At 56.8% G+C, this 15008-nt stretch carries 11 protein-coding genes and 3 pseudogenes; 8 read left to right on the forward strand and 6 right to left on the reverse strand.

Annotated elements, in window-relative coordinates; all coding sequences use genetic code 11:
• On the reverse strand, window positions 1-471 hold a 471-nt coding region (locus RGAI101_RS22660), incomplete at its 3' end, for a sulfotransferase (protein ID WP_198133756.1).
• A gap of 122 nt (window positions 472-593) precedes the next feature.
• Between RGAI101_RS22660 and RGAI101_RS20230 the strand changes: the two genes are divergently transcribed.
• From RGAI101_RS20230 to RGAI101_RS20260, 6 genes and pseudogenes are all read left to right on the forward strand, one after another.
• Complete coding sequence (locus RGAI101_RS20230; protein ID WP_008229899.1) at window positions 594-1790, forward strand: glycosyltransferase family 4 protein; 1197 nt, start codon at window positions 594-596, stop codon at window positions 1788-1790.
• Window positions 1791-2023: 233 nt separating this feature from the next.
• Window positions 2024-2681: pseudogene (locus RGAI101_RS20235) on the forward strand (methylase); the annotation flags it as partial.
• A gap of 80 nt (window positions 2682-2761) precedes the next feature.
• Window positions 2762-4189 (forward strand): annotated as a pseudogene (locus RGAI101_RS20245) (IS3 family transposase).
• Window positions 4190-4341: 152 nt separating this feature from the next.
• Window positions 4342-5397: a glycosyl hydrolase family 8 gene (locus tag RGAI101_RS20250; protein WP_083792111.1), complete on the forward strand. Its 1056-nt coding sequence runs from the start codon at window positions 4342-4344 to the stop codon at window positions 5395-5397.
• 102 nt (window positions 5398-5499) lie between these two features.
• Window positions 5500-6669, forward strand: coding sequence for an HlyD family secretion protein (locus RGAI101_RS20255; RefSeq protein WP_037230409.1), 1170 nt, complete (start codon window positions 5500-5502; stop codon window positions 6667-6669).
• Between the two features lie 4 nt (window positions 6670-6673).
• Complete coding sequence (locus RGAI101_RS20260) at window positions 6674-8653, forward strand: glycosyltransferase family 2 protein (protein ID WP_008230071.1); 1980 nt, start codon at window positions 6674-6676, stop codon at window positions 8651-8653.
• Between the two features lies 1 nt (window position 8654).
• Here the strand turns inward: RGAI101_RS20260 and RGAI101_RS20265 are convergent, their stop codons facing one another.
• From RGAI101_RS20265 to RGAI101_RS22010, 3 genes and pseudogenes are all read right to left on the reverse strand, one after another.
• A complete protein-coding gene (locus tag RGAI101_RS20265; protein WP_037230413.1) occupies window positions 8655-9749 on the reverse strand; it encodes a cache domain-containing protein in 1095 nt (364 codons plus the stop codon).
• Between the two features lie 11 nt (window positions 9750-9760).
• A complete protein-coding gene (locus RGAI101_RS20270; protein WP_157044768.1) occupies window positions 9761-10372 on the reverse strand; it encodes a hypothetical protein in 612 nt (203 codons plus the stop codon).
• Window positions 10373-10519: 147 nt separating this feature from the next.
• Window positions 10520-10678: pseudogene (locus RGAI101_RS22010) on the reverse strand (IS6 family transposase); the annotation flags it as partial.
• 109 nt (window positions 10679-10787) lie between these two features.
• On the opposite strand from RGAI101_RS22010, the gene RGAI101_RS20280 reads away from it, so the two are divergent.
• The gene (locus RGAI101_RS20280; protein WP_008230073.1) at window positions 10788-11462 is read left to right on the forward strand and encodes a DUF1045 domain-containing protein; all 675 of its coding nucleotides are present in this window, start codon (window positions 10788-10790) and stop codon (window positions 11460-11462) included.
• A gap of 90 nt (window positions 11463-11552) precedes the next feature.
• On the opposite strand, the gene RGAI101_RS20285 is transcribed toward RGAI101_RS20280, so the two are convergent.
• Together RGAI101_RS20285 and RGAI101_RS20290 are read right to left on the reverse strand one after the other, a co-directional pair.
• Window positions 11553-12284: a CpsD/CapB family tyrosine-protein kinase gene (locus tag RGAI101_RS20285; protein ID WP_198133753.1), complete on the reverse strand. Its 732-nt coding sequence runs from the start codon at window positions 12282-12284 to the stop codon at window positions 11553-11555.
• Between the two features lie 74 nt (window positions 12285-12358).
• Entirely contained in the window at window positions 12359-13924 is a 1566-nt protein-coding gene (locus RGAI101_RS20290) for a GumC family protein (RefSeq protein ID WP_008230118.1), read from the reverse strand.
• A gap of 372 nt (window positions 13925-14296) precedes the next feature.
• Between RGAI101_RS20290 and RGAI101_RS20295 the strand changes: the two genes are divergently transcribed.
• On the forward strand, window positions 14297-15007 hold the full coding sequence (locus tag RGAI101_RS20295; protein ID WP_008229978.1) for a sugar transferase: 711 nt from the start codon (window positions 14297-14299) through the stop codon (window positions 15005-15007).
• Window position 15008 lies beyond the last annotated feature (1 nt).

Consider the following 15008-nt stretch of genomic DNA (forward strand, 5'->3'; position numbering starts at 1 on the left):
ACGTCGCGCCAGACCCGACCAGCTTCGCGCCAAGGGCTCGCGCAGCACGTAAACCAGCTTGAGATCAGGGAACCCGTCGCGCATTGCGCGCAGTTGCGCATTGGTCATCCCGCTATAGGCATGGCAGATTTCACCGGACATCCTACCCGGCGGTGGGCGCATCAAGGATGCGTACCATCCATCGTTGCGAGGCATACAATAATAGCGGGCGAACCAAGTCAAATTGGACAGGGTCACCTGCCGTCGTCGCAGCAACCTATGCATCTTGCGCAATTCCAGAATGTCCCGATTATGCGCAAGGGTTGCCATCAGTGACTTGTCGCTTGTCCTGACAAAATACCGCGTCGCCTTGAGAGGCGGCAGCCATATCTGGGGATGACGACGCAACGCATGGTACAGCCATGTCGTGCCACATCGTTGTTCGCCAATACACAAGAACGCAGGATTTTGAGGCATAGTAAACGTCGGCATGCGATGACAAATCTCTTATGATGCCATGGAAGATCAGTACGACATGTGATCTAGGCTTGCAACGATAACAATATATGCAGACAATTATGCAGGGTACCCTGCCCTGTTTCGGTCCTTAAAAAATGGCTTCATCCGTTCTCATCGTCGACCGTGTACCGCATCCTGTTTTCAACGGGGTCACCCGCTATATGGAAGAAACTGCGGCGCGCGCGGCGCTGGCGACAGACGATCTCGAGATCGCCGTTCTGTCGTGGGGGCTGCGCATGCGGCCCGATCTATGGAAACGCCTGAGCAACACGCGGCGCGCCCTTCCGGCGCGACTGGTTCAGTTTAATCGCCAGTACCTCTACCCGATGGCAGAACGCCGGTGCCACGCTGACCTTTTGCATTTTCCGGCCCATGACGTCCCCTTGGAATGGCTCGGCACTAGGCGAAAGTGCCTATTTTCGGTGCATGGTGCCGCCGCACAAGCTGCCCCGCAGTGGGACACCGACCCGAACCGGGCTGCAAGACTGCGCAGTTCGATTGCCCAAGCCAACGCAGACCACCATTTCTTTGTAACCTTTTCGCAATTCGCGAAAAATGAAATCATCGAACATTATCAAATTGCACCAGAAAGAATTGCAGTCATTCCACATGGTGTGGATCACCAGCAGTTCCGTATCATTGACGCCGCACAGGTTACAGAATTTCGCAGGATCAAAGGGCTGGCAAAGCCCTATCTTCTATATGTCGGGCCCTGTGCGCCGCGCAAGAATGTCATGCGCATGATCGAAGCCTTCGCGAGCATGAAACGGCGCGGAGTTCTTACACATGATTTTGTCATAGCAGGGCGCAAACATCCAAATGAAAAAGACGTGGCGCACTTGGTCGAACGTGCAGGCATATCACAAAATGTCCGTTTCCTTGGCCCGCTTCCGAATGAACAACTTCCATTGCTCTATAACGGAGCCAGCGCGTTTGCGTTCGTTTCGCTTTATGAGGGTTTTGGATTGCCCGTGCTCGAAGCCATGTCCTGCGGCACACCCGTCCTGACCAGTGCAAACTCGGCAACCAGGGAAATCGCGAAAGACGCAAGTTTGCTGGTTGCCGATCCGACAGACGTCGACGAAATCGCAGCCGGAATGGCCAGATTGCTTGAATACAGCGCAGAAAAGCTGAGTGAAATTTGCGACGCCGGGATACGACACGCCGCACAATTCACTTGGGAGGCTTCGGCCCAGAGACACTGCACGCTCTACAAACGCCTCGTTGATGATGCGTCCACGCTGCAATCGGCTATCGCAACCAGAGGCTCAAGCACTGAAGGCTCCGGATAAAACTTTGCGACGAATGCGACAGTCAGCGCTTCCTGGAAACCTTGAGTGAAAAAGCGCAGCGCTTGCACCGGCATTGCCAACTTGAAGTGATCAGGCGGTGTCAGTCCGCAAAGGCGATTTTCTCAGGCAGGCATTTCGATCGCATAACCGTGCCACAGGTCGAAGGGTAATCCCCCCATTTTTAATGGGGCGCAGCCGTAGAATTCACGCGGCTGTTTTCAGTTTCATTGCGGGTGTCATACCGCCGATCCCCATGTTGGGTCGCCTCAATCCCCTCCCCAGATACTGCTGCAGCGATCATCGCCGTTGCTGAAGCGCTGCAACCCGACTTGGCACAGGACTTCCAAATCGATGGGCTGCGCCTGCGCCTTGAGATGGAGCACTCTTTTTGGCGGCTCAGATGCGACAGGCACCTGGGACTGGAAGCTGGCCTATGAGGCTTGCGAGGTGGCGCTTGTCCTCTTTTTGCGGAAATTCGGTCGCGCGCTGTTGGTCCTGGCTGGATCGCCTACAGCCTTGCTGCCGATCCTTGCCAAAGTATCAAACCTGTTGCCAAATCATACCCGGCGGTCGGAAGAGATGGATCGCTTCCAGCAATCTAGCACCCCGCTGCCCATGGGGTTCGCGGCACTTACGGCCGCGCAGATATCCGCGCGCGATCTGGTCTTGGAGCCTTCAGCCGGGACTGGACTTCTAGCCATCTTGGCCACGATCGCGGGCGGCAGCCTCGCGCTCAACGAACTTGCCGAGACCCGCGCCGATCTGCTGCGCCTTCTGTTTCCGGAATCCCCTGTCACCTGCTTTGTCGCCGCTCAGATCGACGATTACCTCGACGCGCACCTCCGCCCGAGTGTGATCCTGATGAATCCGCCGTTTTCCGCTCTGGTGTCTGACGTCAGCGCCCTTGGGACAGATTTGAGGATTTGAATAAGGGAGGATTTCTGGTTCATCTTATCGATTAGGAGATCAAGATGACGAAGAAGCCCCAGACGTCGAAAGACGCCGCCGACAAGGTGGTTAAGAACATCCGCCGCAAGACCCGGCAAACCTATTCAGCTGAAGAGAAAATCCGCATTGTATTGGCAGGCTTGCGTGGTGAGGAAAGCATCTCGGTGCTATGCCGCCGGGAGGGTATTGCTGAGGGCCTGTATTACAGCTGGTCGAAGGAATTTCTCGAAGCTGGCAAGCGCCGGTTATCAGGCGATACGGCGCGGCAGGCCACATCGCCTGAGGTAAAGGATTTGCGTTCTGAGGCCTTGGCACTGAAAGAGTGCGTCGCTGATCTGACCCTTGAAAACCGTCTGCTCAAAAAAAGCATGACAGGGGCTGGGGAGTTCGAGGAATGAGATACTCTGCGTCCGAGAAACTGGAGATCATCCGCACCGTGGAGGGATCGCATCTGCCGGTTAAGCAGACCCTCGACATGCTGGGCATCCCGCGCACGACATTCTATCGACCTCTCTCACACATGCTACGCATGTGCTGCCGGTCAGCGGGATATGATCTCTATGTCGATGGCGGCCTGGATGGGCTGGCTGATAGGTCCCCACGCCTAGGATCGGTCTGGAACCGCATCCCGGATGCCCGCCGTGATGACCTGATTGAGTTTGCGCTGGAACATGAGGCCCTGACCACACGGGAACTTGCCGTCAAATACACCGATGAGAAGCGGTATTTTGTCTCTGAATCATCGGCTTACCGTATTTTGAAAGCGGCTGATCTAATCACCGCACCGGACTACGTGGTGATCAAGGCCGCTGATGAGTTCAAAGACAAAACGGCGGCAATCAACGAGATGCTCCTCTCAGGCATGTAAACATGCCCTGGCGGGCGAGGGGTAGACCGACTTCACCTACTTCAAGATCATTGGCTGGGGTTGGTATTATCTCAGCACGATCTTGGACGATTACAGCCGCTACATCATCGCCTGGAAGCTCTGCACCACTATGCGGGCCGAAGATGTGACAGACACGATTGAACTGGCTCTGACAGTATCAGGCTGCGACCAGGCGGTTGTGCGGCACAAGCCACGTCTGCTCAGCGACAACGGCTCATGCTACATCTCAGGCGATCTGGCCAAGTGGTTGGAGGATCAGAAAATGACGCATGTCCGCGGCGCGCCATTCCACCCGCAGACCCAAGGCAAGATCGAACGCTGGCACCAGACCATGAAGAACCGCGTGCTGTTGGAAAACTACTATCTGCCCGGCGATCTCGAACGCCAAATCGGGGCCTTCGTCGATTACTACAACAACCAACGCTACCACGAGAGCCTGAACAACGTCACACCGGCCGACGTCTACTTCGGGCGAGACAAATCCATTCTGAGAGAAAGGGCAAAGATCAAGAAACAGACAATCCGACAACGCCGCTTGCAACATCAAAAACAAGCAGCATAATCAATCATACAAACGAGCCAGAGCCTCCAATGCTCAAGCCGCTCTGATGTCCCATTTTATATGACGACGGACAGTCCCAGAGATGCAAAACCCGAGATCAAAATGCCAAGCTATCACCGGCAAAGCCTCAGATGACACCGAGCACAGATTAGATGATGAATCGCCGCACTGTAATTCGCTCCATGATGCTCTCCATGGTTTCGACGGCTCCATCACTGTCTGGATACGCTCTGGCAGATGAACTGGTGGCTGGTCCGCCCGAATGGTCTGATTGGAAATCAAGGTTTCTGTCCCAAGACGGTCGGGTGATCGATGATGAAAACGGCAAGATCAGTCATTCCGAAGGTCAGGCCTTTGGCGCGTTTCTGGCGCAGGCTTATGGTGACCGCGCTGCTTTTGAATGCATCGAAAACTGGACGAAGGCCAACCTCTTGGTGCGGCAGGACCATTTGATGGCCTGGCGTTGGCGAGAAAGTGAAGCAGTTGGCGGCGACGACTGGCATTCTGCGACTGATGGAGATCTTTTCAGAGCCTGGGCCTTGCTGCGTGCTAGGCGGGACTTTGGCTGGATTGGGAGCGATGAGAGCGCCGAGAATATTGTTCGCGACATTGCTGCCCTGTGTCTGCGACCGGATCCGCGCGCGCCACACTTCCTGCTGCTGACCCCGGGCGCAGAAGCGCGCGCCAATCCTGACCGTGTGTTATTCAATCCCTCCTACGTGATGCCACGCGCTTTGCGCGCGTTGGGTGCCGCGTTTGATGAACCCCGTCTGATTGCGGCAGCAGATCATGGCGAATCCGTGCTGGCCGAACTTGCCGCACTTGGACCTGTGCCCGACTGGGTGGATGTGACCAGCGACGGTTTTGCGCCGCCGCAGGAGCATGACGTTCGTTCCGGATATGACGCATTGCGTGTCCCGCTGTATCTGGTTTGGTCGGGAAACCAGAGCCATCCGGCCGTAGAACGTGCACGGCAGACTTTTGAATTGTCGGGCATCGCCGGTCATTTGGCAGTTGTTGTCGCTGCCAATGAAGATGTGCTGGCGCAGAGCAATTCACCGGGCTATCAGGCAATCGCAGCCTTGGCGTCCTGCGCGGCGGATCAAGATCGGGATGATGCTGTTCATCTCCAGACGTACTATCCGGCAACGGTCGAGCTACTTGCACGAATTGCAGGCAAAGAAGCCACACCTTGCAACTTGCCTTAGACCAAACCAGAGGGCGCTCGCCAGGGTAGTATCGCTAAGATAGGAAAACGGGTATGTAGTCGGGTGAGTACATCACCTTAAGGCTGTGTCGAAAGGACCCAAATGAAGTATTCTCGTCTCCTCCTCGGTACACTTGTGATCGTGTTTGCGCTCTGGATCATCGTGGCAGAGCAAATGTCCGGAACCAGTGCCAATGCGTTTGTCAACGCACGGCTTGTGACCGTCCGCAGCGACGTGGCGGGACAAATCGCCATTCCATCGCGCGCCCTCGGTGCCCGGGTCGGTAAAGGCGAGGTTGTCGCCTCGATGACCGACCCGCTGGTTGACACGATCCGTCTGAATGACCTGCTGATGGAACAGGCGTTCCTCGTCTCTGAACGCGCGCGCCTAGAGGGGTATCAAGAGGCGACTGAAGCGATCCTTGAACTTCTGGAGAAGCGCTCCGAGGTCTACTCCGTTCATCGGATCGAAGAGTTGAAGATACGGCTTGATCATGCGCGCCAGAGGCTGGCACTGATAGAGGGCCAGGCGGATCAAGAGAGCGATCTGAATGAAGCGCTGGATGCCGTTGGGGCGGTCACGGACGCGCTGCCCGGCGAAACGCGGTTTCCGGCGCTGGCACGTGATCATGCCCGCGAACGTGTGGAGGTTCTTGAAGTGGCCCTGCGCGCGGCAGAAGACGGTGTGTTCCTTGGGGATGGTTACAACGACGCCCCGAATGCGCAGCAGCGCGCCGTGGAATTGCGCAGCGAGGTTGCAGCCACCGCAGCTGCCATGGCGGACGTAGAAGGCCGCCAAGAGGCCGTTGCGGCACGCGTCGCACTGGAGCGGCAACGGGTCAATGGGCTTACCGGAGGGGATCTTGCGTCACCCGTCGATGGAATGCTCTGGGAGGTGCTTGCGGCTGATGGTGAGCATCTTGAACGCGGAGATCCGGTGCTGAAACTGGTCGATTGCGGGTCGGTAATTGTCAGCCTTTCGGTCAGCGAACGCCTATATAATTCATTGGAATTGGGCCAGGCGGCCGAGTTTCGCCCGCTGGGCGAAACCCGCGTTTTCAACGCCACTGTGTCGCGACTGGCCGGGGCGGGAGCGGCAACGATCTATCGCAACCTTGCCGTTGCACCCGGCCAGAAGCATCTCGAACGATACGACGTTACGTTGCAGGTGAGCGGGCTAACCGACGTGCCCGGGCTATCATGCGGTATCGGTCGCACCGGTCGGGTATTCTTTGAACGGCGCCCGCTTGACTGGCTGCGCCGAGTGTTCTGAACACATGCCCTATCCCCACCTGAGCGAAGTCCAGTCGAGCTTCATCCTCGTGATGTTGTTGTCCGGGCTGGGGCTTGTGCTACCGTATGTCCTGAACCGCGAAAAGACACTTCATCGCGCACTTTTGCTGATGGCGGCAGGGCTTTTGGCGGCCAGATATGCCTTTTGGCGCATAACAGAGACGGTGGCACCGTTCGGTTTCACCCTCGACATGCTGGCAAGCTGGTCTCTTCTGGCATTGGAAATGCTGGCACTTGTCGGATCAGCGAGTGCGTTCGTGATCATGTCCCGGGTCAAGTTCCGGAGCGAGGAAGCGACAAAATACGCCGGATGGTGGGGGTCGAAGAACCCGAGGGTTGCCATTCTGATCGCTACCTACAACGAGACCCTTGATGTGCTGGAACGCACGATCATCGGTGCCAAGTCGCTTCGGTACGAAAACAAGGAGGTCGTCATCCTTGATGACGGCCGTCGTGATTGGCTGCGCGATTATTGTGCGAAGCAGGGCGTCCGATATGTGCGGCGCCCGGACAACAAGGGCTCCAAGGCAGGAAACATCAACTACACGCTGGGCCTGCTTGCCAGCGAATTTGTTCCGCCTGACTTCATTGCCGTGCTGGATGCGGATTTCGTGCCTCACCGAGGATTCATCTCGCGGTCAATGGCGCTTTTCCATGATCCCAAGGTGGGTCTGGTCCAGACACCGCAGCACTTTTTCAACGCCGATCCGATCCAGCACAATCTGGGGCTGAGCCGGTCCTACCCGGACGAACAGCGGTTCTTTTTCGATCACATGCAGCCGGCGCGCGACGGGTGGGGGATCGCGTTCTGTTGCGGCACGTCGTCCATGGTGCGCTGGTCGGCGGTGCAGGATGTCGGCGGCTTCCCGACCGAGAGCATCACCGAAGACTTCATGCTGACCCTGACGTTGCAGAATTCGGGCTGGAAAACAGTCTATCTGGATGAACCGCTGACCGAGGGGCTCGCGCCGGAGGGGCTAAAGGAATACGTGACCCAGCGGGCGCGCTGGTGTCTTGGCCTCATGCAGATCGCACGGTCTAAACTGGGTCCCTTGAGCCACAACAAGCTGCGGCTTCGTGATCGCTGGAGTGTACTGGATTCGATTTTCTACTGGATGACGACTTTTCCATTCCGTCTGGCCGCGATTGTCTATCCGCTGCTTTACTGGTTCGGCAACATTACCGTCGTCGATGCCCGCCTGCCGGATGTGATCAGCTATTTCGGCGCATATTACATCTGGATTCTGGTCGTCCTGAATATCCTGAGCCGCGGCATGGTCGTTCCCATCCTCAACGATGTCAGCCAGCTGATCGGTGCGATCCCGATCACCCGCGCGGCTGTCGTTGGCCTGATCAAACCCAAGGGACATCCGTTCAGCGTGACGGCCAAAGGCGGGGACCGCACCAAGATCCTGGTTCAGTGGCGCATGATGGCCCCATTTGCGGTATTGCTTTGCCTAACGTTGCTGGGGTTGGTGATCGGAATATTTTCCGACCGCTTTGCCTTTAGCGACGCCGGAGACGGAAAATGGGTGGTGCTTTTCTGGACCATCTACAACCTCTTTGTCCTGAGCGTCACGATCATTGCCTGTATTGAGCTGCCGCGCCAGGAACGGCATATCGCGGACGAACCCGAGCGTGCCACCTTCACGACGTCAGATCGCAGCCGGGATTTGTGGATCACCTCGCTCAAGTCTGATTCGGTGCGTATACGCGGTATCCCCTATCCCGAAGGCATGAAGGGCAGTCTGCGGATCAAGGATATCGGCGACGTGGACGCCTATGTGATCGCACAGCTTCCTGATGGGGCGCGTCTGAAACTTCTGCCGACGGACGATCAACGCGAAGCGCTGTTGCTGCGTCTTTACGCAGAAGACAACATGCCGGGGGTCGCGCGGGTGCGCACCTCTGCGATGCTGTCGGACATCGCCCGGCGTCTGTCGTTCAATTCGAAGTCGTCGTGATTCAGTCGTTCTGCGACGACTGGAGGCGGGCCAGCGCGGACGACAACTGCGCGGTCTCGCGCGTTCGATTGATGTCGGGTGGATAGATATCCTCACCATCCGCAATCCCCTCGGCCGCATTTCCAAGCAGTTCGATCGGGCGAATGAACGCCAGGACAAAGACCGCCGTAATCATTGCAATGACGCACGCCAAGCCAATCAACGCGAAAATTCCCGCGCTGCGCAGCGAGTCGACGCCAATATTGAATTTATCGCCGTCCAGCCGTCCGATCAGCCGCCATCCAAAATTCGGGAGATCTTGATAAACGACCTGGGGCACGAGTGAGGAAAAGTAGCTTTTGCCATCCGGCCAGACTTCCCGCGTCGCAGCTTCGGCACCAGACCGTGCTGTAAGCAAAATCCGGGTCTCGTCGGGCGCGGGCTGCGTGCCGTTCGTCGCAAGAATGACCTCGCCATCAACGCCAGACAGATAAAGCGTGAGCCCCATCATTTCAGCTTGGTCTTTCAGAAAGCTTTGAGCCCACGCGAAATTGACGTGCATGCCGACCACGCCAATGACCTGTCCATTTCCATTGCTGACAGGCAAAGCCAAATCGATAAAGCGCAATCCGGCAGGTTCGTCGGACGCCAGGATTTTTGACAAAAGGACGGCTTTCTGGACATTTCCTGCATATGGTGCCCTTAGGCCGTTGCGAAACCATGGCCGCTCACTCACATCTTCATTCACCAGAAGGTCATCAGATGCTTGCAGGACCTTGCCACTTAAATCGGCAAACCCGATCCAGCTGATCCGGGCTGCATCGCCGCGCAACCCATCCATCAGGTCGGTCGTGCTTTGAGCCGGTTTTCCTGGAATTTCATCAGCCAGGAATCTCAGGTCTGTCCAGTCGTTGTGCAGGGCACGTGCGAAATTCTCGCCGGCCGCATTTGTTCTCACTCTCACCGCAGCGTCCAGTGCGTCGTCCAGAATATGCGATGACGTTGAATAGGCAAACACCGCCGTCAGCAGGCCCACTGCGACCATACCTACCAATACGAACGCGTAAACCGCACGCGACAACGTGAGATTCGGGTATTTGGACAGGCGATCCGGCAAGGTCACTCCTTTCAGAAGGTATTGATCGATACCCCGGCAAAGATTTCGTCCGCCTTGAGCCTGTAGCCGAGCCGCAAGCTGACCGGGCTGTCAGACAGCCGTTTTGCCAAAGCGATGGAGGTTTCCGCGTAGTTGTCGCTTTCCCCATGTGACAGCTCGACCGACAGGCCGAACCGTGCGTTTGTGCCCTGCGCCAGCACAAACCAGGCGCTTTCGTTCGTATCGAAGTCTGCCAGCAGAAACAGGCTGCCAAAGTCGGTCGGAATATACCGCTCGGCGACGAGGTTTAGTCCGAGGTCAACAGTGTCTTCAGCATCATCAGCAACGACAAGGCCGACAGACGGGCCAACTTTGACTGTCGCGACGTCCTGACCGAACGGCAGCTTATAAGTTGCGCTGACCCTATAGGCACGCCCACCATCATAATCGACCGCGCCCGCACCAAACGTCAAAGGTCCGCGCGCAATGCTCATCGTTGCGTTCGAGGTTGTCTGCGATAGGTCGAACTGAAGAAATGCGCCGTCCGCCCGTGCGGTCTGGCCCACCCAAATCGCGGAGCCGCAAAGCAGGCCAGCAGCGAGCAGACGCAATCCGCGCATGTCGAGAGCGGAACTTGTTTTCACAGGATACACCGTATTCACGCCCAACCTCGCAACGTCGTGGTCCCCTAAACGTCTACAGGGCATAGGTCTCGGGTGCAATCATGACATACGCATTTCGTCTGGCCGTGGATTTCAAGATGCATGACGCGTGAACATCGACACTCGGGGCAAACTTTCCCGGCTGACGGTTGCACCGCGTTCAGCCAGCAGATCCTTGACGTCCACTGTGTCGAGCGAGACGCGATGATAGGCACATATGGCATAGGCCACGGCTTCACGGGGGAAACGATCACCCTTAAGGCGCGACATCGCAGCTGGTATCCTCATGACAAAACGCTAGACGTACCAAGGTGCGGCAGCACGTTGGCAATGCCGCGTTCTGCCATATCAATGTTACGCAGGTATGGCAGAAGGTCAGCAATGCGAGGGGACACCAATGTTTGAACGTTACGCGATATTCTACACCCCGACCGGACCGCTCGCCGCTTTGGGTGCGCAGTGGCTGGGTTGGGATAACGCAAATGGTGTCGCGGTCGCTCATTTGGAAATTGCCGGCCTTGATGTTGAAAAACTTACCGCGATGCCGCGCAAATATGGGCTGCACGGCACCTTGAAGGCCCCTTTCCGACTGGCAGCAACGGTCTCTCAGACAGATCTGGAACAGGCCGCAGCAGATTTCGCAGCGCGACATGGCGGTGTTGAACTTCAAAACCTTGAACTTCGCCACGACAACGGTTTCATAGCCCTTCGGCCCCAGGATAACCCTGCCGCCTTGCAGGATTTTGCAGCCGCGACCGTCAAAGCGTTTGATCCGCTTCGCGCCCCGCTAAGCGATGCTGACATTGCCCGCCGCCGAAAGGCGCGGTTGACCACCCGCCAGGATCAACAGATGCTGAAGTGGGGCTATCCCTTTATATTTGATGATTTCCATTTTCACCTGACGCTGACCGGGGGCCTGCCGAAGACAGACGCAGCTACAGTTATCGCTGCGCTGCAACCGCATGTGGACGCCTTGGTGCCCAAACCTTTCTTCATCGATGCCATCACACTGATGGGGCAAGATGAAACAGGCATGTTTCACCAGATCAATCGCTACCGCCTGTCCGGTTGACCACGGCGCGGCGCACACGGGCATACAAGCTGAAAACTTGGAACAGGTATCAAACGTGTTCTTTTTAGCGGGTACTTCCGTTATAGGGGCTTAATCATAGGTGTCATATCCGTAGCCGTCCCCAATGTGCCGACATTTATTGAACACCACGCCCATCACATTTGTCTGTGCCGCCAATTCGCGCTCGCAAAGATCGATTTCTTTCACGCTGGTCATTTCGGCACCCGCCACCAGCAAAACGCAATCGACATGACTTGCAAATGACATCATATCATGGGTAAGCAAAATCGGCGGCGTGTCAAAGATCATCACGTCTGGCGCTAAGCCATCCTCGATCGCGGCAAGGGCACGCGGCAAATATCGACCCCCGAAAACTTCACCCGCGTCCAACGCCGGATCCTTGCTTGCAGATATCGCTAGGGTCGATCCGATGCGTCGCGCGCGTGCTGCAAAGTCATGATCCCCGCGCAGACACCCACCCAGATCCATGTCATCCGCGATCCCCAGCATCCTTGCCAGCGATGGCCGCCGCAGATCGCAATCTAGCAGCACGCTACGCAACTCGGCCTGGCGGCGCAGACTAAGGGCCAAATTCACCGCAACAGTGCTTTTCCCGCAGCCCGCCGTAGGGGATGTGATCGCCAGTCTGCGCCACCCGTTTCGCCGCATCTGCTGTAAAACTCTGGTGCGCATCATATCAAAATGGTGCGCTTCCCCGGCCGAGAGGTGACCCACTATCCGGCTTTTTGCCAGTGTGGTCGCATCCAGATCGGTCGCAGGCAAATTGCGCCAGGCATCTGCCACCGTATTGATTTCCTGCATGGTTGGTGCGCCTTTATGCCCGGCCTCTGGGACCATGTGCACACTGTTTTGATGTCTTTCCAATTGGGCTGTTACTACCATTTTGTGCCTTCTTTCCCGCCCGTTGCATCCAACCCGATCAACGTCCCGAATGACATCGATTTTAGCTTTTCTGCCGCCTGTGTTTGGACCACCCAGAACGCAAACGGCACCGCAACCACAACAACCGCCATAGCCCCGACCAGATAGACCCTGTGGCGCAGAATTTCCGCGCGGGTCTTCAGGTAAGGCAGTGTTGCAAAAGGCGTGATGCCCAAAGCAGCCGTCAGATCCTCGGGCCGGCGCATTGCGCGGTTCATGCTCTCCAGCAAAAGGATCACACCAAGGCCCAAGGCTGCACCCACCAAAACTCCCGCGGCGATAAAATTACGACGGTTGGGCGCGACAGGTTCAAGGGGCACGGTAACCCCTTCGAACACCGTCAGTTTTTGCCCTTGGCGCAATGCCTCGATCATATCGCCGGTTTCGGCGCGGGCCATGTTGGCGACTGTTTGATCGTATTGCACCCGTGTGTTGGCCTGCGCGCGCCTGAGGTTACCAAGTGTAATTGCGTTGGCCGTGGTCGCTTCGATTGATCTTGAAAGATCTGCCAAACCGTCCACGATCCCATCTTTTTGCGCCGTTAGAAACGCAAGCTCCCGCGCCATCTCGAGCTGTTGCAAGGCGAAATCGGTCAAAGGTTCCAGCGCTTCCGAAGCAGCGCCATCTTGCCCTTCATCTGACCATATGCGTGCGCGCAATGCAGCGGCACGCGCTGCCAGAATGCGCAGCTTTGGATTTTCCGGCGACAAGAGCGTGGATTGCGATGCCAGTTCTTCCTCCAGCTGGTCCAACTGCTGTTGTTTTGGCGTTTGAAAGGGACCCGATCCGGCAGCGGTTTGCAGTTCTTGCCTGCGTTGCAATCTGGCGCGGCGCTCCTGCAAGGCACCAATCTGGCGCTCCATCTGCAAAAGCCTTTCCTGACCCGTCGTTTGCTGACTGCGACGAAAATCCAGACTGTCAGGAAGCGCGTTCTTATTCTGCTCCGTGAAATTCAAGATAAGCGCATCCTGCGCGTCCAATTCGGCCCCCAACCGCGCAACCTTGCGGGTGAAAAAGTCCAAGGTTTTCCCGGCACTTTTGGTTCGCATGTCGACATCTTCACGCAAGATCAGATCGACGATTTCAGTTGTGACCTTTCCGGCAAGATCGGGGGACTGCGCCTTGAAACCGACCGTCGCAAGGGTCGGCGAGTCGCGCCCACCTTCGATCGTCATGATGATCCGCTCACGCATGTCATCAACGATATCCTGGGGATCAGACGGCGTCAGACCCGCTGTGGGGGGATAAACCTGCATCCTTGCCGCCAGATCAAGCAATGTATCGCGCCTTAGAATACGTTGCCGGATCAATTCCAACTGCTCTGCGCCCTGGGTCCGGACCGTGGAAGCCGCCAATTCGTCGGAAATCTGCTCTGCCTCCATCAACAGGCGTGCATGACCCGCATAAATCGGCGGCGCAAAAAGGATCGCTGCAAGACTGCCGACACCACCGAGGGTCAGGAACTGCGCAAACCAATGAATGCGCCGCAAGAAACGTTGAAGATAGAATCTGATATCCATCCTCAAAAAACCCCTTTGCCAAAGCGGGAAAGGTATCGCGTTAAGACATTGTCAGGCGTGGCGACACGGATCATGGCGGGACCTTCATTTTGGTTAACGCATGTGCAAAGGCGGAGAGTTTCCAGGACGAAACTGCGGATAGGGTTCAATGCCCTATCTGTGCGTACTGTCCTTAACCGAGTGTTAATTTAGAAACAGGTCTTGCTGAAACGCGCTAAAATCCGGCCAATCGTTTCCATTTCACCAGGGTTTTACAGGAATTTCGAATGAATGCAGCCGCGGGGATGATCCTTTAACCCCTTGGTAACCCTATCGCTCTAGCACTTAGGCATTGGTTAATCCGACAGTTCTGCGAAAGAGAAATGGCATCTGATGAGTTTTCATTATTTCGATCCGCCCTCGACCGACCGGACGGTTTCACGTGCCGTAACCACTGTGGCCCCCTCTGCCACGACACCGCCGCAATCCTTGGCCAGAACGCCCTACCGAAATGGGGGAAAAAGACTTCTGGACCTTGCCTTGTGTATCTTGTCCCTGCCCTTCGTCGTCCCGCTGGTGGCCGTCCTCGCTCTGGTTGTCACGCTGACCGGTCACAGCCCCTTCTATGCACAAAACCGCGTGGGCCAGCCCGGGCGGATCTTCAAGATGTGGAAATTGAGGTCGATGATCCATAACAGCGATCTGCTACTCAAGGCGCATCTGGATGAAAATCCTTCTGCGCGGGCCGAATGGCAGCGCGCGCAAAAGCTGAAAAGCGACCCGCGCATCACCGCTTTCGGGTTACTGCTGCGCCGCACCTCACTGGACGAACTGCCGCAGATCTGGAACGTCCTGCGCGGAGAGATGAGCCTGGTCGGACCCCGCCCGATGCTGATCAGCCAGGAACCGCTGTACCCCGGCCGGGATTATTACGACATGAGGCCCGGGCTCAGCGGCAACTGGCAGGTGTCGGCGCGCAACGCCTCCTCGTTCAAGGATCGCGCGCTGTACGATGCGGCCTATAACGAAAAAATGTCCTTCGCCGAAGACCTGCGAATCCTGAAAGACACCTTTGGCGTGGTCCTGCGCGCAAAAGGTCAGTGAT

The sequence above is a fragment of the Roseobacter sp. GAI101 genome (genome assembly GCF_000156335.1).
GTDB lineage: Bacteria > Pseudomonadota > Alphaproteobacteria > Rhodobacterales > Rhodobacteraceae > Sulfitobacter.

What these genes read in the sequence shown, in the direction of transcription:
- RGAI101_RS20230 (WP_008229899.1), top strand. Translation starts at nt 594, where the DNA reads ATGGCTTCATCCGTTCTCATCGTCGACCGTGTACCGCATCCTGTTTTC.
- RGAI101_RS20250 (WP_083792111.1), top strand. Translation starts at nt 4,342, where the DNA reads ATGATGAATCGCCGCACTGTAATTCGCTCCATGATGCTCTCCATGGTT.
- RGAI101_RS20255 (WP_037230409.1), top strand. Translation starts at nt 5,500, where the DNA reads ATGAAGTATTCTCGTCTCCTCCTCGGTACACTTGTGATCGTGTTTGCG.
- RGAI101_RS20260 (WP_008230071.1), top strand. Translation starts at nt 6,674, where the DNA reads ATGCCCTATCCCCACCTGAGCGAAGTCCAGTCGAGCTTCATCCTCGTG.
- RGAI101_RS20280 (WP_008230073.1), top strand. Translation starts at nt 10,788, where the DNA reads ATGTTTGAACGTTACGCGATATTCTACACCCCGACCGGACCGCTCGCC.
- RGAI101_RS20285 (WP_198133753.1), bottom strand. Translation starts at nt 12,284, where the DNA reads ATGCAGGAAATCAATACGGTGGCAGATGCCTGGCGCAATTTGCCTGCG.
- RGAI101_RS20290 (WP_008230118.1), bottom strand. Translation starts at nt 13,924, where the DNA reads ATGGATATCAGATTCTATCTTCAACGTTTCTTGCGGCGCATTCATTGG.
- RGAI101_RS20295 (WP_008229978.1), top strand. Translation starts at nt 14,297, where the DNA reads ATGAGTTTTCATTATTTCGATCCGCCCTCGACCGACCGGACGGTTTCA.